14 protein-coding genes and 1 riboswitch are annotated in these 19,849 nt (G+C 64.8%); of the genes, 7 read left to right on the top strand and 7 right to left on the bottom strand.

Features of this window, described 5'->3' with window-relative positions; genetic code table 11:
* The first annotated feature begins 27 nt into the window (after positions 1-27).
* Both CNX70_RS17815 and CNX70_RS17810 read left to right on the top strand, forming a co-directional pair.
* Positions 28-921, top strand: a complete 894-nt coding sequence (locus CNX70_RS17815; protein WP_096235808.1) for a TonB-dependent receptor plug domain-containing protein — start codon at positions 28-30, stop codon at positions 919-921.
* On the top strand, positions 888-2,156 hold the full coding sequence (locus CNX70_RS17810; protein ID WP_096235807.1) for a TonB-dependent receptor domain-containing protein: 1,269 nt from the start codon (positions 888-890) through the stop codon (positions 2,154-2,156). The genes CNX70_RS17815 and CNX70_RS17810 overlap by 34 nt, the downstream gene beginning before the upstream one ends.
* Here CNX70_RS17810 and CNX70_RS17805 read toward each other — a convergent pair.
* From CNX70_RS17805 to CNX70_RS17775, 7 genes are all read right to left on the bottom strand, one after another.
* Positions 2,153-2,473 (bottom strand): DUF2288 domain-containing protein, encoded by a 321-nt coding sequence (locus CNX70_RS17805; RefSeq protein WP_096235806.1) that lies wholly within the window; start codon positions 2,471-2,473, stop codon positions 2,153-2,155. The two genes, CNX70_RS17810 and CNX70_RS17805, sit on opposite strands and share 4 nt — an antisense overlap.
* Before the next feature lie 52 nt (positions 2,474-2,525).
* Entirely contained in the window at positions 2,526-3,158 is a 633-nt protein-coding gene (locus CNX70_RS17800) for an RES family NAD+ phosphorylase (RefSeq protein ID WP_244198845.1), read from the bottom strand.
* Positions 3,159-3,225: 67 nt separating this feature from the next.
* Positions 3,226-3,663: an MbcA/ParS/Xre antitoxin family protein gene (locus CNX70_RS17795; protein ID WP_071076812.1), complete on the bottom strand. Its 438-nt coding sequence runs from the start codon at positions 3,661-3,663 to the stop codon at positions 3,226-3,228.
* Positions 3,664-3,798: 135 nt separating this feature from the next.
* Positions 3,799-6,420, bottom strand: coding sequence for a S53 family peptidase (locus tag CNX70_RS17790; protein ID WP_096235804.1), 2,622 nt, complete (start codon positions 6,418-6,420; stop codon positions 3,799-3,801).
* An 83-nt stretch (positions 6,421-6,503) separates the two neighbouring features.
* Positions 6,504-6,590, bottom strand: a riboswitch (cyclic di-GMP riboswitch).
* 267 nt (positions 6,591-6,857) lie between these two features.
* Complete coding sequence (gene fos / locus CNX70_RS17785; protein ID WP_096235803.1) at positions 6,858-7,277, bottom strand: fosfomycin resistance glutathione transferase; 420 nt, start codon at positions 7,275-7,277, stop codon at positions 6,858-6,860.
* A 229-nt stretch (positions 7,278-7,506) separates the two neighbouring features.
* Positions 7,507-9,207 (bottom strand): single-stranded-DNA-specific exonuclease RecJ, encoded by a 1,701-nt coding sequence (gene recJ, locus CNX70_RS17780; RefSeq protein ID WP_096235802.1) that lies wholly within the window; start codon positions 9,205-9,207, stop codon positions 7,507-7,509.
* Entirely contained in the window at positions 9,204-10,256 is a 1,053-nt protein-coding gene (locus CNX70_RS17775) for a hypothetical protein (RefSeq protein ID WP_244198844.1), read from the bottom strand. The genes recJ and CNX70_RS17775 overlap by 4 nt, the downstream gene beginning before the upstream one ends.
* Before the next feature lie 386 nt (positions 10,257-10,642).
* Here CNX70_RS17775 and CNX70_RS17770 point away from each other — a divergent pair, with 386 nt between their 5' ends.
* The 5 genes from CNX70_RS17770 (at position 10,643) to CNX70_RS17750 (ending at position 19,849) form a co-directional block, all read left to right on the top strand.
* A complete protein-coding gene (locus tag CNX70_RS17770; protein WP_096235800.1) occupies positions 10,643-14,155 on the top strand; it encodes an SdrD B-like domain-containing protein in 3,513 nt (1,170 codons plus the stop codon).
* A 66-nt stretch (positions 14,156-14,221) separates the two neighbouring features.
* A complete protein-coding gene (locus tag CNX70_RS17765; RefSeq protein ID WP_096235799.1) occupies positions 14,222-14,887 on the top strand; it encodes a thioester domain-containing protein in 666 nt (221 codons plus the stop codon).
* A 194-nt stretch (positions 14,888-15,081) separates the two neighbouring features.
* On the top strand, positions 15,082-17,256 hold the full coding sequence (locus tag CNX70_RS17760; protein ID WP_244198843.1) for a type I secretion system permease/ATPase: 2,175 nt from the start codon (positions 15,082-15,084) through the stop codon (positions 17,254-17,256).
* Positions 17,253-18,566 (top strand): HlyD family type I secretion periplasmic adaptor subunit, encoded by a 1,314-nt coding sequence (locus CNX70_RS17755; protein WP_096235797.1) that lies wholly within the window; start codon positions 17,253-17,255, stop codon positions 18,564-18,566. The genes CNX70_RS17760 and CNX70_RS17755 overlap by 4 nt, the downstream gene beginning before the upstream one ends.
* The gene (locus CNX70_RS17750) at positions 18,566-19,849 is read left to right on the top strand and encodes a TolC family protein (RefSeq protein WP_244198842.1); all 1,284 of its coding nucleotides are present in this window, start codon (positions 18,566-18,568) and stop codon (positions 19,847-19,849) included. The genes CNX70_RS17755 and CNX70_RS17750 overlap by 1 nt, the downstream gene beginning before the upstream one ends.

Genomic DNA, 19,849 nt, shown 5'->3' with positions numbered 1-19,849 from the left:
TCATTTTCGCAGTGTAGAAAAGGCATCATGCGCAGCGCCATCCCGACTTTTCCGCTCTTTTTTCTGCTCTTGCCCACCGCTGCCTGCGCCGAGGATGCGCCGCTGCAGAAAGTTGAAATTTCGGCCGCCAGCGGTGTGCAGCAGCGGCGAGACGACACGGCCGCGAAGATCATCGTCAGCCGCGACGACCTGGCCCAATATGGCGACAGCAGCCTGGCGGCGGCGCTGAAACGCCAACCCGGCGTCTCCGTCGTCGGCGGCGAGGTGCGCATGCGCGGTCTGGGCGCCGGCTACACGCAAATGCTGATCAACGGCGACCCCGCGCCACCCGGATTTTCCATCGAATCGATCGCGCCCGAGATGATCGAGCGCATCGAGATTTTACGCGGCGCGACGGCCGAATACAGCATGCAAGCCGTCGCCGGCAGCATCAACGTCGTCTTGCGCAAGGGTGCCAGCGGCGCCGAGCGCGAATGGAAGCTGGGCGCCGGTAGACAGGATGGCCGCTGGCAGCCTGCCGCGTCCTTGCGCGTGGCGGACAAGCTGCCCGGTTTCGCCTATGCGCTGACGGGCGCGCTGGAGCGCACGGCCGATGACGTGGCGGGAAGGACGACTGAGACAATCTCCGATCCGGCCGGCACGCTGCTGGCGCGGCGCGAAACGCGCACGCGCAACGCCTCCTCCGTCAACAAGGCCAGCCTGACGCCGCGCCTGCAATGGACCTTCGACAATGGCGATACCATCATCTGGCAAAGCCTGCTGGACTGGTATCGCACGGGATTTGACGGCGTGGCCAGCGAAACGGCCTTGCTGGGCATGCCCACGGCGTATCCGCGCAATGGCGCCACTTCGCAGGCCAGCGTGTTTTCGGCGCGCAACGACGTGAATTGGGCGCACCCGCTGGGGCGGCGGGCAAGCTGACGGCCAAACTGGGCGTCAACCACAACCGGCGCGATACGGATTACGCGTTTCATGGCGCGGCGGCCGGTGGCGCTCCTTTGCTGCTGCGCGGCGTGGTGTCCGACGCCATCGACGACAGCGTCACCAGCAGCGGCAAATACCTGGGCCGACTGGGCGGCGGGCATGCGCTGAGCGCGGGCTGGGATGGCAGCCTGATACGCCGCAGGGAATCGCGCCGCCAGCGCGACACGTATCTTGCCGGTGGCGCGCCGTATGCGCTCGATGAAGACTACACGGCCGACGTGCGGCGCCTGGCCTTGTATGCGCAGGATGAATGGGACGTGACGCCGCGTCTGCAAATGTATGCGGGCGTGCGCTGGGAAGGCTTGCAGACGGCCACCGAGGGCCGCACCTTGAGCGAAGTGCGCACGCGGGCCAGCGTCTGGAGTCCCGTGGCGCAACTGCTGTGGAAACCGCCGCAGCAGGAACGCGACCAGCTGCGGCTGGCGCTGGCGCGCACCTACAAGGCGCCCAGCACGCGCAACCTGGTGCCGCGCCGCTACACCATCAACAATGGCAACAGCGCCAACAATCCCGATTTTCAGGGCAATCCCGAGCTGCGGCCGGAACTGGCGTGGGGGCTCGATGCGGCCTGGGAGAGCTATTTCGGCAAGAGCGGCGTGGCCAGCGTGTCGGCATACACGCGGCGCATCAGCGACGTCACCGTGCAGCGCCTGTTCCAGCACGATGGCATCTGGACCGCCAGCCCGTTCAATAACGGCACGGCCACGGTGCGCGGCGTCGAGATGGATGTGAAGTTCCCCTTGCGGACCTGGTGGGTGCAGGCGCCAGATATCGACGTACGTGCCAATGCGGGGCGCAACTGGTCCAGCGTCGCCGCCGTGCCGGGTCCCGGCAACCGCCTGGCCAGCCAGGTACCGGCCACGCTCAACTTGGGACTCGATTATCGGCTCTCGCCGAGGATGAGCATGGGTGGCAATTTGAACGTGCAGACGGGCGGCCTGGCGCGGCTCGATGCGCACGCCAGCAGCCAGGCGGGCGTGCGGCGCACCCTGGACGCGTATGCGCTATGGCAGCCGGACGTCAAAACGCGGGTGCGCCTGTCGGCGGCCAATTTGCTGCACCAGCTACAGTTGCAAGGGCAATCGTATGTCGATGATGCGGGCCGCAGCGACAGCGTGACGCGCCTGGACGGCAGCGCCTCGCTGCGCCTGCTGTTCGAACGCAGTCTTTAGTGTTGCGTCGGCTTTTCCTGCTGCACTAATATAAACGGGCTGACGACGACGGCCCACAGGGCCGCATCGGCCGCTTGCCAGTCCAGCGCCTGCTGGTCCGACACCTTGGCCACTTTGCCATCGACCATCCATTGCGTGATGGTGGATTTGTCGTCGTGCGAGATGCGCACGGCCACTTCGACCAGGTCCAGCTCATTGGCGACCCAGACGACGTTGCCCTGGGCGAAGTGCTTTTCCAGTTCGCTCCAGGCCAGGCGGGCCGTTTCGCTGTTCACTTTGAGGCGCAGTTCGGTGTCTTTTTCAGGATTGGTTTGCATGCGAGTATCAGTGTTCGGTGAGTCGGGTGCCGTTGCGCGCGGCTGGCTTGCCTTACAGGGCTTCCACGCGCGGCGTCGGCGTACCCCGCCATGTTAACCGATAGGCGGCGCCTTTGCGAACATTGCCTACCAGGGCAGGGCGGAAGCAGGCCAGGTTGGTACCGCTGGCGTGCCGCACGCTGGGGAAGATCACGCCCATGGAGCCTGCTTCGAGCAGGATGGCGGCCAGGTCTTGCGAGGCGATGTAGCTGGCCGGGTCGAGGCAAGCCTGGTAGCGCTGCTGGCCGCGCAGGTCGTGGAAACTGGCGGAGAAATCGGCCAGCAGCGACTGGTAGCTGACGCTGTCGTCGAAATAGTCGATTTCCTGGTATTCCACGGTTTTATGGAAAATGATCTCGGCCAGCGCCGTTTTCATGTCGAAGGCGCAATACCAGGCACCCCGCTCGCCATCGTTGAAACGCGCCCCTTCCGGGCGGGCGTAGGTGTAGGCGGCGTTGATGATGCGAAAGTTGGGCACGCCAAAAACCAGCTCGTCCACGCCAATTCCTGGCGCGCCGCCATACTCGGCCACCAGGCGCGCGTTAGTCGCGTTATCGAGCTCGAACAGCTCGCGCAGGTGATCGTCGTCTTCGGCCAGGGGCGCCAGCACGGAGTCTTCCATGTCGGCGAAGCGCGAGGGGATCAAACGGCAGGTGTCGATCTGGCGCAGGGCGGCCAGCGGCGGCAGGGGTCATGGGAGTTGGCGGGCACGATTACAGGCCTCCGCGGCGCGCGTCGAGCAGCTTGCGCACCGTCTGCATGGCCAGCAAGCCGCCGGCCAGCATCTGCGATAGAGGCGTGCGGCCACCGAAGATCGGGTTTTTGTTGGGCAAACTCACCCATTCGTCGGCCAGCTTGTCGCCGTACAGGATGTGCAAGGCCTTGTAGATGCCCAGCAAATACGAAATGCGTGTGATGCGGTCCACTTCCAGCACGCGATCCGGGTGTTTTTTCCACTCGTACCAGGCGCTGCTGGATAGCCCGCCCAGCAGTTCGCGCGCATCGTCGTCGCGCAGCTTCCAGGCGGCGGCCAGCTTGAAAAAACCTTTCAATGCGGCCTGCGACAATCGCTCGCGCTCGGCTTTGGCATTCAGATCGACGAGCACGGCTGGCTCGAAGCGGCTCTTGGGGTAGGCGTAGGCGAGATTCATGGCAGTCCTTCGTTAAAACTCTGTTTATGGACTATTTATACTCCTTTTAAGGATTCATTGCAAGGTGCGTGCGCATGAAAAAGGGGCGCAGCAGGACAGGTGTCCCGCTGCGCCCCTTTGGCAGGCCGTGTTGGCTTATCTTGCCGTGACGGTGACAGGCACGTTCAGTTGCGCCGTCAAGCCGTTATTGTCCAGTGCCACCACCTTCAGCGTATAGTTGCCGGCCACCGCTTGCGGCCAGTAGGCCGTGATGGTCAGGCCGCTCATGGAAAACTGCATGCCCAGCGGCGCGCCGTCGATCGAGATCCGCAGCCAGGTCGCACCTGGCGCCGTCAGCACGATGCTGCCGCTCATGGCCTTGCCCGCCACGCCCGTCATGGCAGCGGCGCTGATCGTTGGACCGGCGGCGGCGATTTTCACCGTGGCCACGGCCTGACCGCTCAAGCCCGTCTTGCTGTCTTTGGCGATGATGGTCACGCTATACGTGCCCAGCACGGGGCTGGCCCAGCTGACGACGCCGGCCGCACTGATGCTCATGCCGCCTGGCGCGCCCGACAGGCTGTAGGTGACGGGGTTGGGCGCCACCACCGTGCTGGCGAACGACAGCGCCACGCCAGGCTTGCCAGTCACGCTGGCCGCCGTGACCACGGGCGGCAGCGGGGCGGCGATGGCCACCGTGTAGATGCCTTTGCCGCTCAAGCCGGTCTTGCTGTCCTTGGCCGTGACGGTGACGGCATAGCTGCCCGCCAGCGGCACCGCCCAGCTCACCAGGCCCGCGCTGCTGATGCTCATGCCGGCCGGCGCACCGGCGAGCGTATAGCTGACGGGGTTCGGCGCGGCGACGCTGACAGTGAAAGCCAGCGCCGTGCCGACCTTGCCCGCGATGGCGCCGGCGGCGACGACAGGCGCCGGTTGCGGCGCGATGACGATGTTGTACACGGCCTGGCCGGTCAGGCCGCTGACGGTATTGCGCGCCACCATGGTCACGGCATAGCTGCCGGCCACGGGCGCGGTCCAGCTGACGACGCCCGTGGCGGCGATGCTCATGCCGGCCGGCGCACCCAGCATGGAAAAGCTGAGGGTATTGGCCGCGCTGGCCGATACCGTAAACGAGAGCGGCGTGCCGACCATGCCGCTGATGCTGGCCCCCGTCACCACGGGCGCGACCGGGGCGGCGGGCATGCCCGACAGGCTGGCGAGCAGGCTTTTCACGTTGGGCGTGCCCAGGCCGGCCAGCGGGTCATAGCCCGTCCTGGCGGTGCACACGCCGCAACTGCCGTTCGAGCCGCGCGTGATGTCGGCAAACGTGCTGGCATAGGTGCCGGGGATGGCGGCGATCTGGCCGTACAGCATGCCGTGGGCCAGACCCAGCGCTGCCTTGGCTTGCAGTGCGCGGCTGGCGTTGGCGATGGCGATCAGGCCCGCCCATTGCGGCGTGGACAGGCTGGTGCCGCCGATGCTGAGCCAACTGGCGGTGCTGCTGCCGGGCGTCATCACGGCCGTGTACTGGCCCGTGGCGGGATCGGCATTGAAGGCCACGTCGGCCACATTGCGGCGCAGCAAGCCCGTCATGCCCGGCACGGTGCTGGCGCTCTGGTAGGAGGGCAATGCCGTATAGGCGCTGATGCCGCCGCCCGTGCCCGACCAGGCTGCTTCGCTGCGCGTGCCCGTGCCGCTGTAGCTGAGCGTGGTGCCGCCCACGGCCAGCACGTTCGGTGACACGGACGGCCAGGACACGCTGCTGCCCGAGTCGCCCGTGGCGGCCAGATACGTCATGTTCTTGCCCGTGAAGGCGCTGTCGACAGACGCCGTCCAGTTGCCTTCTACGGCGCCAAAGCTCATCGACACGATGCCAGGCCCCATCAGGTTGGCCAGGCGCACGGCGCCCAGCAAGCTGTTGATGGAAGCGTCGGGCGCCTCGATCAGCACGATGCGCGCCAGTGGCGCCGTGGCATGCGCCCACTGTACGTCGAGCGCGATTTCCATGGCCCAGCCTGAGTTATAGGCGGGCGCGATGGCCGTCATGGTGCTCGATGGCGTGTTGTAGACAACAGAAAATTCACAGCCGCTGGCCGGCGCGGGTGGCAAGGGCAGGGTGGCATTCGTGGCGATGGCCTTGGTGGTGCAGGCTGGCAAGCCGAATTTCTGGTTGAAGACGGCCAGTTCGGCCGCCGCGTTCGGGTTGTGCATGGCGTCGACGATATAGATCGTTTGCCCTGCGCCCAGTTGCGCCGCCTGGGCCGGCGTCAGCGCCGTGCCCGCTGCCGGCAGCGGGGGCAGGTCGTAGGCGGCGCGGATTTGCGCGGGCGAGTAGGTGGCCACCACGCTGCTGCCGGCCATCGGCGCGGCAATGTCCGCCGCGCCGCCGTCCAGCAGCGGTGCGATGTTTTGCGCCGTCTGTTGCGCGGCGGCGATCTTTTGCGCCGTCAGGCGCCGCGTGCGCATTTCCGTCATGGCGCCGGGCACGTGCTGCAAGTGCGGACGCCAGTGGGCCGAGCCGCTGCTGTTGGCGCTGTCGCGCCCGTCAGGCGCATCGAGCAGGGCAGGGGCGGCATGGAACATCGGCTGTGCCACCAGCGCACCGACGGCGGCGGGGATGACGGGCACTTCGACAGTGAATTGGGTTGCCGCCGTGGCAATGGCGGCGGGCGGCGGCGATGTCTCCTGGCCCGGACCGCAAGCGCCCAGCAGGATGGCGGCAGTGGCGCCCAGCAGCAAACGTCCTTGACGGGGATGCGGGGGGATGAATTTTTTCATGGCGAAACTCTCCGAGTTGGCGAGGGCCACATCTCGACAATGCATCCTGGCATGGTGCCGCGCGCTGGCGGTCCCGGCCCTGCATTGGCAGCCCCGCTGCCGTGGCGCTTGCGCGCGGTAGGCCGGTGGCTTTGCGTCCCCGCCTTTCGACGGGTTTGCCCTCAGAATTGATCATGCATCGCGACAAACTTCCTGATGCGTTATCAATTCTAGCGAATTTGCCAAATAAGTGTTAACTATTTTCAATGAACATTTGTATTATTGCAATGAAGTGTGGCGAATTTACCTATTACCGGAGACAATCTTGCCAGCCTGATTAAGCCTTATAGGCAAGGTTATCAGAGGAGTATCGATGTGTGACAGTGTTTTTTCAAAGCAACGGCGCTTGTTCTTTCTGATGGGTTAATGAATTAAATGAATTTACCGAATATGCCGTTTCAAGCATCAGCCTCGAACACCATGCCTGGATACGGCGCCGCCCGGCAGGCCGCCAGCCGCTGCGCCAGGCTGCCCGCATGAGCTTCCAGCTGGTGACCGTCCGGATCGAGAAAATACAGGGAATCGCCGGCGCTGCGATTTTGCTGCCATTCCACTACCCCGGCCGTGCGCAGGCGGGCGGCAAAGGCGGCGAAGTCTTGCTGCGAGATGGAAAAGGCATAGTGCGTGTAGCCGGGGCTGGCCAGCGCGGCTGAGTCCTGTCCATCCAGCGACAGGCACAGCCACAAATCCCCGGCCGACAGATACGCGCCCCTGTCCCAGCGCGCATGCAGGCGCAGACCCAAAGTGTCGCGGTAAAAGACGACGCTGCGTGCCAGGTCGCGCACGGATAGGGTAAGGTGGTTCAGGCCGGTCAACATGGTGCTGCTCTCATGTGGTGTGGAGGCTGGTTCCAGCTTCCGCAGTGGTTTGATGCGACATTGTTCCAGGTAAGCATGAGATACAGCAATAAGACCACAAACGTCGCAACACCTGACAGTACCGTAGCGAGCGGAAGGGAGAGGCGGTCGAGAAGCGCAACCGTACTTCTAGTACGGTGAGCATCGCAGGCGGCCTATACCGACGCGCAGTAGGTACTGTCAGGTGTCACTACACAGGTTCGGCGTGCTCTACCATGAGTTGAACTTTGGTCGTGCCATTGTATTCATTCGCATCGAGCCGGAAGGCGACCCGCGTGCGTTCGCCCAGCGCCTCGGTGTGGCCGAACCAGATGGCGTCGAAGCGCACGCCGTTCTTTTCCAGCAGCAGTTTCAAATGGCGCTCTTTTAAGATGCGCTGGCTGACGACGCGGAATTCATCGCAAAAGACGGGCGGGGCGAAGCCCTGGCCCCACACTTGCCCATCCATCAGCTCGATGAAGGCCGTCGTGTAATACGCGTCTTCCAGCGGGCCGTCCGTTTCCACGACCCGTTCCAGCTGCTGCTGGCTGAGCCAGGCCTGGCCCACGGCTTCGAAGGCCTGGGAAAACGCCTCGAAGGCGTCGGCGCGGATGGTCAGCCCCGCCGCCATGGCGTGGCCGCCGAACTTGTCGATCAGGCTGGGTGCCCGTTTCGACACCAGGTCGAGCGCGTCGCGCAAGTGAAAGCCGGGAATCGAGCGGCCCGAGCCCTTGATCCAGCCGTCGGCGCCGGGCGCAAACGTGATGGTCGGGCGATAAAACTTTTCCTTCAGGCGCGAGGCGACGATGCCGATCACGCCCTGGTGCCAGGATGCATCGAAGACGCTGATGGTGCTGCTGTTGGCCGGTTCGAAATCATCGAGGTGCAGCAGGGCCGTATCCTGCATTTCCGCCTCGATTTCGCGGCGCTTCAGGTTGATGTCGTTGAGTTGCTGTGCCAGCGCCCAGGCGCGGCCTTCGTCGTCCGTGACCAGGCATTCGATGCCCAAGGACATGTCTTGCAGGCGCCCGGCCGCATTCAGGCGCGGGCCCAGGGCAAAGCCCAGGTCGAACGGCGTGGCGCTGCGCGCTTCGCGGCCCGCCACGCGGAACAGGGCCGCCACACCAGCGTGCATATTGCCTTTGCGCATGCGTTTGAGACCTTGCGCGACGAGGATGCGGTTGTTGCTATCGAGGCGCACCACGTCGGCCACCGTGCCCAGCGCCACCAGATCGAGCAGGTTGTCGAGCTTGGGCTGCGTCTGCGCATCGAACACACCGCGCCGGCGCAGTTCGGCCCGCAGGGCCAGCAGCACGTAGAACACCACGCCCACGCCGGCCAGGTTCTTGCTGGGAAAGCCGCAGGCGGGCTGGTTCGGGTTGACGATGACGGCCGCGTCGGGCAGGGTGTCGGCCGGCAAATGGTGGTCGGTGACGACCACCTGGATGCCGCGCCGGTTCGCCTCGGCCACGCCGTCGATGCTGGCGATGCCGTTGTCGACGGTGATGATGATGTCGGGCGACTTTTCGCGGGCCGTCAGTTCGACGATTTCCGGCGTCAGGCCGTAGCCGTATTCAAAACGGTTGGGCACGATGAAATCGACGTCGGCGCCCATGGCGCGCAAGCCGCGAATGGCCACGGCGCAGGCGGTGGCGCCGTCGCAATCGTAGTCGGCCACGATGACCATGCGTTTCTTGGCAGCAATCGCGTCGGCCAGGAAGGCGCCGGCCGCGCCGATGTGCAGCAAGCCGGACGGCGGCATCAGGGCCGCCAGTTCGCTCGACAGTTCTGCCGCGTCCGTCAGGCCGCGCGAAGCGTACAGGCGGGCCAGCACGGGGTGGATGCCGCCTTGGCGCAGCAATTCGGATTCGCGGTAGGGGCAGGGACGGGTGGCGATGCGGGTACGGGTCATGATGCTTTCAACTTGTTCAGGGTAATCGTGCGCCAGAATTTGCGCTGCGCAAGCTTGCTGGTGGTACAGCTTAGCCAGGCGTCGCGGTGGCTCAGCACCAGGCGCAGCTGGCCCAGGCGGCCATCTTTGAGGGCCGCCAGCAGGGGGGCGAACCAGTCCGCTTCCAGCGCTTGCAACTGCTGCAGCCACATGCCCCATTCCTGGGCCTGCGCCGCTTCGATCAGGCCGCCCAGCACGACGATCGCATCCTGTTGGTTTGCCAGCACACTGTTTGGACTGGCATCGCGCCGTGATGGTTCCGCCAGCGCGGCCAGCCAGCCCGGTGCGTCCCTGGTATGCAGGCTGGCGGCGCAGCGCGCAGCTTCAGCGTTGGCCAGGCTGGCGCCCCAGATCCAGAAGGAATTGACGGCTTTCAAGCCCCGTTCCTCGCGCGCCGCATTGACAGGGTGTTCATGCCACAGCATCTGCACTTCGTTCTGCAGGCGGCGGGCGGCGCGCGCGTGCTCGCCTTCCGGCATCCAGACGGACAGGTCCTGCGTAGTGGCGGCGTCCGGCGAGGCGCATTGCAAGTCGCTCCAGGCATCGGCGCGCATGAACCAGGTGAGCGCATCGCCATACGCCAGGGGCTGGCCGATTTCGTCGAAATACGGGGCCGCAATGTCGAACAGGGCGCGCCCGTCATCCTCGCTCAGCTTGAGCTGGCGCAAGTCTTCCAGGCTGATATGGCTGCGGGCGATGGCCAGGTGGGCCGGGTGCAGCAGGAAGTAACGGGCATCCGGTTCCGGCACGAGGCCGTAGCCGCGCATGGCCTGGGCGGCGAAGGCCGCCTGCGCCGCCTCGCCGTTGGGCGCGGGCGCCAGGCCCAGCGCATGCGCCAGCCACGCTTCGTGCGGCAGCAGGCGCTTGGCGTTGTCAAAAGCTTCAAAATTGAAAGCGGAGGTGCGCGACAGCAGAGCCGCCAGCGCGGGCGCCTGCAAGACCTTGAGCAGGTCGGCAGCCAGTTCGGCATTGGGCAAGGCGAAGGGCAGGACGAGGGTAAGTTGATTCATCCCGAGATTGTAGGCGATTGTGGCCATGCCAGAGTAGGGGCAGATAATCTCCCTTGGGGTAGGGAAGTATCAAAAAAACATCAAGGTTGTATAAATTTAATTTTTATTTAGGGAAAACAATTTGCTTTTGAAAATATCGACGATATAATTGCGTCAACTTAAATATCAGAAAGATAACCGCACCCCTGATGTGTGGTTGCGTCGTTTGGCTCCTGTATCCCTCGAAACCGTATACAAGATGCTGCCGGCTTCATTTTTTAAACAAGTTTCTTTCTTGGAAGCCCACCTATGTATACATTCGCCGCTTTGCGCAGCCAGGCTGATCGCGCCCTGGCCTCTCACGTTTCCACTCCTGCCGCCAGCGCTGCGCATCGCCAGGAGGCCGCATGACTACCTACAATCTGTCGACCACGGTTCACGTGTGCGAAGACATCAACAAGAACTTCGATATCCGCGACTTGCTGATACAGGCCGGCTACACGGTGCAAGGTGAGCTGAACATCAAGAACTTTACCGTCCTGTTACCGGATGATACGGAATCGACCAGCAACACGCCCCTGTTCGGCATGCTCGACGCGGACACCGTGTATGTGCGTCCCGGCGACTGGGCAGCCAACTACAACGGCAATTTCTCGACCATCCAGGTGACGATCGACAAGGGCAATGGCGATATCGTCCAGCTGGAACTGCAAGTGATCATCGATCCCGTCAACGACGCGCCCGACGCGGCAGACAAGACCTTCAACCTGGTCGATGGCGCCAGCGTCGTGCTCAGCGAAAGCGATTTCGGCTTCCACGACGACGTTGAGCACGACGGCTTCAAGTCCATCGTCATCACCAACACGACCACGGCAGGGCAAGTCTTGCTCAATGGCGTGGCCGTCGCGGTCGGCACGGAAGTCTCCATCGATGATATCCGCGCCGGCCACCTGGTCTTCGTGCCGAGCCAAACCGTGGCCGGCAATTTCGACCTGGGCTTCAAGGTGCGCGATGACGGCGGCACTGCCGGTTGCAACGCGCAAGACCTGAGCCTGGTGCCGCATCACCTGACCTTCAACGTACCGATGGCCCATTTGGGCGACTTCGTCTGGGAAGACAAGAATGCCAACGGCGTGCAGGATGCGGGCGAGGCGGGCATCGCCGGCGTCACCGTGCAGCTGAAGAACGCGGACGGCGGCGTGGTGGCATCGACCACCACCGACGCGAATGGCGGCTACCACTTCGATGTCAATCCCGGCACGTATTCCGTCACCGTCGTCACGCCGAATGGCTACACGGCAACGGCAGCCAACCAGGGCGGCGACGCGGCCAAGGATAGCAATATCGATGCGGCCGGCAACATGGCGCCCGTCACCCTGGCGCCGGGTGAGACCAATTCGAGCCTGGACGCGGGCCTGTACCGCGCCGCCGAGCTGGGCGATCGCGTCTGGTTCGATGCCAACAAAAACGGCGTGCAAGATGCGGGCGAAGCGGGCGTGGCCGGCGTGAAAGTGACCTTGCTCGATGCGTCGGGCAACGCCGTCGGCAGTCCGCTCGTCACGGACGCGAATGGCAATTATCTGTTCACGAATCTGAAGCCGGGCGCCTACAGCGTCCAGTTCGACAAGACCAGCTTGCCTGCCGGCTATGCCTTTACGGGCCAGGACCAGGGCGGCGATGAGCAGCGCGATTCCGACGCCAGCGCCATCGACGGCAAGACGGCGCAAGTGCTGCTCGCTTCCGGCGACAGCAACCATAGCCTGGATGCGGGCATCGTGGCCTTGCCGGCCTCCTTGGGCGACCGCGTCTGGCATGACGCCAACTTGAACGGCGTGCAGGATGCGGGCGAAGCGGGCATCAGCGGCGTCACGGTGCAGCTGAAAAATGCAGCCGGCAGCGTGATCGGCTCGACCGTCACGGATGCCACCGGCTATTACAATTTCAGCGTCGATGCCGGCACGTATTCCGTCGCCGTCGTCGCGCCGCCAGGCTATTTGAGCACGGTCAAGGATGCGGGTGGCAACGATGCGCTCGACAGCGATATCAACGCAGCGGGTCAGAGCGCCCTGGTGACCGTTGCCGCCGGCCAGAACTACAAGGACCTCGATGCCGGCCTGTATAAAACAGCCAGCATTGGCGACCGCGTGTGGCTTGACGCCAACGGCAACGGCACGCAAGATGCAGGCGAAGCGGGTATGGGGGGCGTGAAAGTCAATCTGTACAACGCCGCAGGCGCCGTGGTGGCCAGCGCCACCACGGATGCCACTGGCCATTACTTGTTCAGCAACCTGGTGCCTGGTAACTACTTCCTGGGTTTCGTGCCACCAGCCGGCTACAATTTCACCAAGGCCGACGTGGGCGGCTACGCCACCGATTCGGATGTCAATCCGGCCACAGGTCTGACCACCACCATGATCGCGCTGAAATCGGGTGACGTCCAGCTCGATTGGGATGCGGGCCTGGTCAAATGCGCGCCTGTTACCGGCAGCATCGGCAATCGCGTGTGGGAAGACAATAACTACAATGGCGTGCAGGATGCGGGCGAACTGGGCGTGGCGGGTGTGAAAGTCAACCTGCTCAATGCCAGCAACCAGATCATTGCCACGACAACGACGAATGCCAGCGGAAATTATCTGTTCGACAATCTCGTCGCCGGCAGCTACAAGGTGGCAGTCGTGCGTCCATCGGGTTTCTATTACACCAAGGCGAATGTCGGCAATGACGCCAGCGATTCCGATGTCGACACGAGCACGGGCCGTTCCGGCCTGATCAACCTGGCCGCCGGCCAGAACGACATGAGCTGGGATGCGGGCATCTACCGCAAGGCCAGCCTGGGCGACAAGGTGTGGCGCGACGCCGACCATGACGGCGTGCAGGATAGCAACGAAGCGGGCATCGCCAACATCAAGGTGCAACTGTTTTCGGGCAGTGGCGCGCTGCTGGCTACCACCTACACCAACTCGAATGGCAACTACAAGTTTGCCGATCTCGATCCGGGCAGCTACTCGCTCAAGTTCGACAAATCGGGCGTGTATCACGCCGGCTACGCCATGGATAGCTGGCGCTGGGGCGTGAAGAACGTGGGCTCGAACGACAACATCGATTCCGATGTCAACAGCAATGGCTCGTATGCCAACGTGGTCTACACGGATATCCTGAAACTGGCCTCGGGCCAGAACGACATGAGCTGGGATGCCGCCATCACGCCTATCGTGATCGACCTGAACGGCGACGGCGTGCATACCATCGCCCGCGCCGATTTCCATGGCAGCTTCGATTTGCTGGGCACGGGCAGCGCCATCCAGTCGGGCTGGGTCTCGGCCCACGATGGCTTGCTGGCCATCGACAGCAATGGCAATGGCAAGATCGATAACATCTCCGAACTGTTTGGCGGCAATGAAAAGGGCACGGGCTTTGCCAAGCTGTCCAGCTATGACTCGAACGGCGACGGCGTGGTCGACGCGAAAGATGACAAGTTTGCCGAACTGCGCATCTGGCGCGACGCCAACAGCAATGGCGTGACGGACGACGGCGAACTGATGTCGCTGCACGACGCCGGCGTCGCCAGCCTGACGGTGTCCTACACGGCACTGCCTTTCCTCGACGCCAACGACAACCTGCACCTGGAGCGCAGCAGCGCCACCCTGGCCAACGGCAAGACGGTCGACATGACGGACGTGTACTTCAACGTCGATGCCAAGGATGCGGCCAAGGCCGGCGTATCGCTGCCAAGCATGGCCGACCTGCTGCGCGACGACCATGCGCTCGACACGGCGCTGGGGCAGGATGCGAGCGTCGCCACGGTGGCTGCAGCCCCGGCTGCTCCCGCTGTCGAAGCCCAGGCCCAGTGCGAGATGGCGGAGGTCTTGCGCCGCGCCATGGCACACACCACCGCACAGCCCCAGGAAATGGCTGCCTGATGTCTCTTGCCGGGCCGTAATCCTGCCCGGCGCTCTCCACATTTAATAAATCACAGGGAATACACCATGAAACAATCCATGCACCTGATCGTCCGCGCCGCCATCACAGCCGCTGTTTTCACCCTCGCCAGCGGCAGCGCCCTGGCCGCCTCCAATCTGCAAGTCGTCGACTCGCATAGCGTCAGTGTGTTTACGGCCAGCGGCGGTGCTTTCGGCGCCGGCAGCAGCATTTCGCCGACCTTGTGGCAAGTCAAGTACGACAGCAATACCTTCCTGGCCTTTTGCCTCGATCCCCATGTCGGGCTGAGCAACGTCTCGAACAACTACAGCAGTGGCGTCTTTGCTGCCAGCGACGCCGTCAAGCGCCTGTACGAGGGTTATTACGCCTCGTCCATCGCGAATGTGTCGACCAATGCCAACAGTGCCGCCGCCTTCCAGCTGGCGCTGTGGGAATTGAATAATGACAACAGCAATCTGTCGACGGGTGAGCTGCGCTTCAGGAACCTGAGCAATGTAGTCGTCAGCGAAGCGAACGCCATGCTGGGCGTGGCGACAGGCGACGGCAGCATCAAGAACCTGTACAACTACACCAGTCTGAGCAGCGTCAACCCCGCTTCGCAAACCCTGCTGAGCGTGTCGCCGGTGCCGGAAGCGCAAACCTGGGCCATGCTGATGGCCGGCCTGGGCTTGCTGGGCTTCATGGCGCGCCGCCGCAAAGCCGGTCAACTCTGAAGCAGTAGTCGCTAGCCCGCTGTAACTGCTGCGGCGCGTCTGTCACGACGCGCCGCAGTTTTTTATTTTTACAACACCTATCTGAATAGCCGATATTACTATGGCACAATGTTTTTGCAGGCCATCGCCGCGCGACCTTGACAATAGTTTCTCACTGTTCATTGCAACTGCCTGAGATCGGACTTGAGCTCATCATGACGCCACCTTCTGCCGCGCACGCCGCCGACGCTACTCCCTCCATCTCCTCCGCCGACAGCATCGCCGAGGCGGTGGTGTTTCTGGCGCGCTTTTTCGGTACGGCCGTGCAGGCCGAACGCCTGCGCGCCAGCGTGCTCGCGCATGGCGACCCGGCCGCCGCCGGCTTCCTCGACCAGGCGCTGGCCCATGGCAGCCTGGCCGGCACGCCGCTGCCGGTGGATAAGCCGCGTCGCCCCACGGAAATGCCGGCCCTGCTGTTGAATGGCGCGGGGCAGGCGCTGGTGGTGCTGACGATCGCCGACGGCAAGTATGAATGCCATGTGCCCGGCATCGAAGGCAGTTCCTGGCTGGACGCGGCCATGCTGGCGCAGGAAGTGCCCGCCGGGCGCTGGGTGGCCGTGCGTCCGGTGATGTTCTTCGACCAGCGCAGCCTGCTCTACAGCATGCCGGCGGCGGGGCGCTGGTTCTGGGATGTCTTCAACCGCAACCGCTGGGTCTTTCGCTGGGCCTTGCTGGGCACTTTGGTGCTCAATATCATCAGCGCGCTGGTGCCGTTCTACGCGATGGCCGTGTATGACCGCGTGATCCCGAACAACGCCACCTCCAGCCTGTGGGTGCTGACGATCGCCGTGGTAGCGCTGACCGGTTTTGAACTGGCCATGCGCTTGCTGCGCGGCGAACTGGTGGAAACGGCGTCGCGGCGCATGGATGTGGCCCTCTCGTCGAGCATCTTCGCCCAGTGCCTGCGCCTGCGCGCGGCCAGCCGCCCCGCCTCGGGCGGCACGCTGGCCAATACCGTGCGCGATTTCGAATCGGTGCGCGAGTTCTTCGCCTCGACCACCCTGACCACGCTGGGCGACTTGCCCTTCCTGCTGCTGTTCCTGCTGGTCATTGCCCTGGTCGGCGGCTGGCTGGTGCTGGTGCCGCTGGCGGCCATTCCCATCCTGCTGCTGGTCGCTTTCGCCTCGCGCGCGGCGCTGGCGCGCCATGTGGCCGCCTCGATGCAGGAAAGTGGCCAGCGCACGGCGCACCTGTTTGAAACCATGAATGGCCTCGACACCATCAAGGCGCTGGGCGCCGAGGCGTGGAGCCGCCGCAAATGGGAAAGCCTGACCGTGGCGATCGCCGCCAACAGCGTCGAGACGCGCGAAATCGTCAGCCGCGTCAATTACATCAACACGGCCGTGCTGGCCCTGTCCGGCACGGCCGTGGTGGCCGTCGGCGCCTTGCTGATGGGCGAACGCCTGCTGACCCTGGGCCAGATCATCGCCGTGAGCATGCTGACGGGCCGCGCGCTGGCGCCTGTGAGCCAGATCGCGGGCCTGATCATGCGCTGGGAGCAGACCAAGCTGTCGTATCACGCACTCAATAAAATCATGGAAGCACCCACCGACGACGATGCGGCCAGCCTGCAGGCGCCGCCCCTGTCCGGACGCATCGAATTTCGCGACGTGGGGTTTGCGTATCCGCACTCGCCGCCGCTGCTCGATAAACTCAACCTGCATATCCGCGCCGGCGAAAGAGTGGGCGTGATCGGCAAGCTCGGTTCCGGCAAGAGCACCTTGCTGCGCTTGCTGCTCAACCAGTACGGTCCGCAAAGCGGCAGCGTGCTGTTCGACGACCTGGCCAGCACCCAGCTCGAACCCTTGAGCTTGCGCCGCCAGATCGGCTATGTGCCGCAGGACGTGACCCTGTTCCATGGCACGGTACGCGACAACATCGAATTGGGCCGCAGCCAGCCCGATGACGCCAAGCTGCTCGACGCCATCCGCCTGGCCTGCCTGGACGACATCATCACCCAGTTGCCCAACGGCGTGGCGACGGAAGTGGGCGAGCGGGGCGAGCGCCTGTCCGGCGGCCAGCGGCAAGCCGTGGCCATGGCGCGCGCGCTGCTGGTCAAGCCGCCCATGCTGCTGCTCGATGAACCGAGCAGCATGTTTGATCCGGCCACGGAACAGCGCCTGATCGTGCGCCTGCGCACCTTGCAGGACACCACCATCGTGCTCGTCACGCACCGCATGGCCATGCTGGCGCTGGTGGACCGGCTGATCGTGTTCGACCGTGGCCGCATCGTGGCCGACGGCCCGCGCGACGAGGTGCTGCGCGTCTTGAACGGGCAGGGCGCCAAGCCTGCCGCCGCCGTTGAAAATACGACGGGAGCGCCGGCATGAGCGCCTTGAATGCCCGTCCCTTGCCGCAGGCGCACCCCGACCCGGAACGCGAGCCGCGGCGCCTCGTCATCCGCATGCTGGCGCTGATCGCCGTGCTGGTGGTGCTGACGCTGGCCTGGGCCACGTTCGCCCAGCTCGACGTGTCCGTGAATGGCCGCGGCGCCATCACGCCGCCATCGCACCTGCAGGAAGTGCAAAGCCTGGAAGGCGGCATCGTGCGCGAGATGCTGGTGCAACCTGGCCAGCAGGTGCATCGCGGCGATTTGCTGCTGCGCCTGGACACCGCCCAGTATGACGCCAACCTGGGCGCCAGCGTGCAGAACCGCCTGGCCGCGCTGGCGGGCAGGGCGCGCCTCGATGCGCTGCTGACGGGCGGCACGCCCCGCTTCGAGCCGGCATGGCAGCAAGAAGCGCCCGAGCTGATCGCCAAGGAAACGCAGTTGTGGCGCGACGGCCAGCGCGAATTTGCCTCCGCCACGGCGGCCGCGCGCGAAGGCGTGACGCGCCGGCGCGGCGAACTGGCCGAGGCGCACAGCCGCATCGCCCAGCTCGAGACGGGTCTCAAGATCGGCATGGAAAGCCTGGCGATCGAGGAGCGGCTGTTCAAAGAGGGCGCCGGTTCGCGCGGCGATTATCTGAATGCGCAGCAGCGCGTGCAGCAGCAGCGCACGGAACTCGACGGCCTGCGCAGCTCCGTACCGCGTTTGCTGGCTACCCTGGCCGAAGCGCAGGCGCAGGCCGGCGAAGTCGAAGCGCGCATGCGCGGCCAGTGGGGCGCGCAGCGCAGCGAATACGAAACCAAGGCGGGCGCCCTGGCCAGCACGGTCAGGGGCCAGCAGGATCAAGTGAACCGGCGCGACATCACGGCGCCCGTCGACGGCGTCGTCAACCGCGTGCTGGTGGCCACCGTCGGCGGCGTGGCGCAGCCTGGCAAGCCTATCCTGGAAATCGTGCCGGCCGACTCCGAGGTGCTCATCTCCGTGCGTGTGAAACCATCCGATATCGGCTTTATCCATGTGGGGCAGAGCGCCTCGGCGAATGTGCTGGCGTATGACGCCACCACCTATGGCCGCATGAAGGCGCAGGTGGTGCGCGTGGGCGCCGACGCCATTCCCGACGAGCGCAACGAGCCGTATTTCGAGGTGCAGCTCAGCACCGACCGCCGCCAGTTGACGGCGCATGGCAAGGTACTGCCGGTCACGCCCGGCATGCCGGTCGACGTGGGCATCCTGACGGGACGCCGCTCGGTGATGCAATATGTGTTCAAGCCCGTGCTGCGCGGTTTGCAGTCTTCCCTGCAGGAGCGTTGATGCGTGCCTTGTTATTCTGCATGGCATTCGCCTGCGCGAACGCGGCGGCGCAATCCGCGCCGCCGGCCACTTTCCAGGCGCAGTCCATGCGCGGCTTGCCGGCCTTGCTGGCGCGCGCCGTGCCGCGCGATCCGCAAGTGATCGCCGCGCAGGCGGCGCTGGCCGCCACCGAGGCGCGCTACAAACAGGCCCGTTCGCGCCTGTTTCCGAATGCGGCGCTGCAGGCCACGCGCGGGCGCAGCAACGACCTCGATGGCACGCTGGACGTGCAACGGCGCACGCACCAGGTGGAGGCCAGCCTGCGCTGGAATGTGTACAACGGCGGCGCCGACGGCGCCGAAATGGATGCGGCCGGACGCGAGGTGGCGGGCGCCGCCTTCGACGTGCAGCGGGCAAGGGCGGACAGCGCGGAAAAGCTGGCCGAAGCCTATTTCGACATGCAGCGCCTGGAACGCAGCCTGCTGCAGTCGCAGGAGCGGTTGCGCGACGTGACGCAGCTGGTGCAGCAGGTGATGCGCCAGGCTGAGCTGGGCAAGGCATCGGAAGTGGACCGCGAGCTGGCGCAAAGCTCGCAGCTCGATGCGGAACTGGTGCACGACGGCTTGCTGACGGACCGTCTGGCCGCGCAGATCAAGCTTGAAGCGCTGGCTTTCGAGCCGGTGGCGCAGTTTGCCGACTTCACGTTTGCGCCGCTGCCCGCGCAGGCATTGGAAAACGCCGACACGCAGCAGGCGCAATTGCGCGCCGCGCGCGAACGCGCCGCTGCCGCCCGGCTACGCGTGCGCAGCGTGGCCGCCACCCTGGCGCCAAAAGTGGACCTCGATGTCAGCCATCTGTTGAATAACAAGACCACGCCGCCGCCATCGACCATCCAGCAGCGTGGCTGGTCGGTGGGCGTGAGCTGGGAGTTTCCGCTGGGCGGCGGCAGCCTGGCGCAGCGCGATGAGAGCATCAGCCGCGCCCAGGCGGCCGACGCGGATGTGCTCCGCGCCGAGCAGGGCACGCGCGCCGACCTGGCCAGCATGCTGCCCCGTATCGCCAATGCGCAGCGCACCCTGGCCTTGCTGGAAGAGCAGGAAAAGAAGATGGCCTTTGTCGTGCGCGGCGGGACCATCCAGTACGAGGCGGGCCGGCGCAACCTGCAGCAGATCATCCAGACGCGCGACAGCTACTTCACGATACAGCAGCGGCGCATCGACCAGATACACCGTTTGACCCTGGCGCAGATGCGCCAGTACGCCTTGTCCGGGCAGCTGTTGCAGGTATTCGGCCTGGCGCAATAG

This window comes from Janthinobacterium svalbardense (assembly GCF_002327145.1).
In the GTDB taxonomy this organism is placed as follows: domain Bacteria; phylum Pseudomonadota; class Gammaproteobacteria; order Burkholderiales; family Burkholderiaceae_D; genus Janthinobacterium; species Janthinobacterium tructae.
The sequence above is the reverse complement of the archived record's forward strand: the minus strand, read 5'-3'. Positions and strand labels throughout refer to the sequence as shown.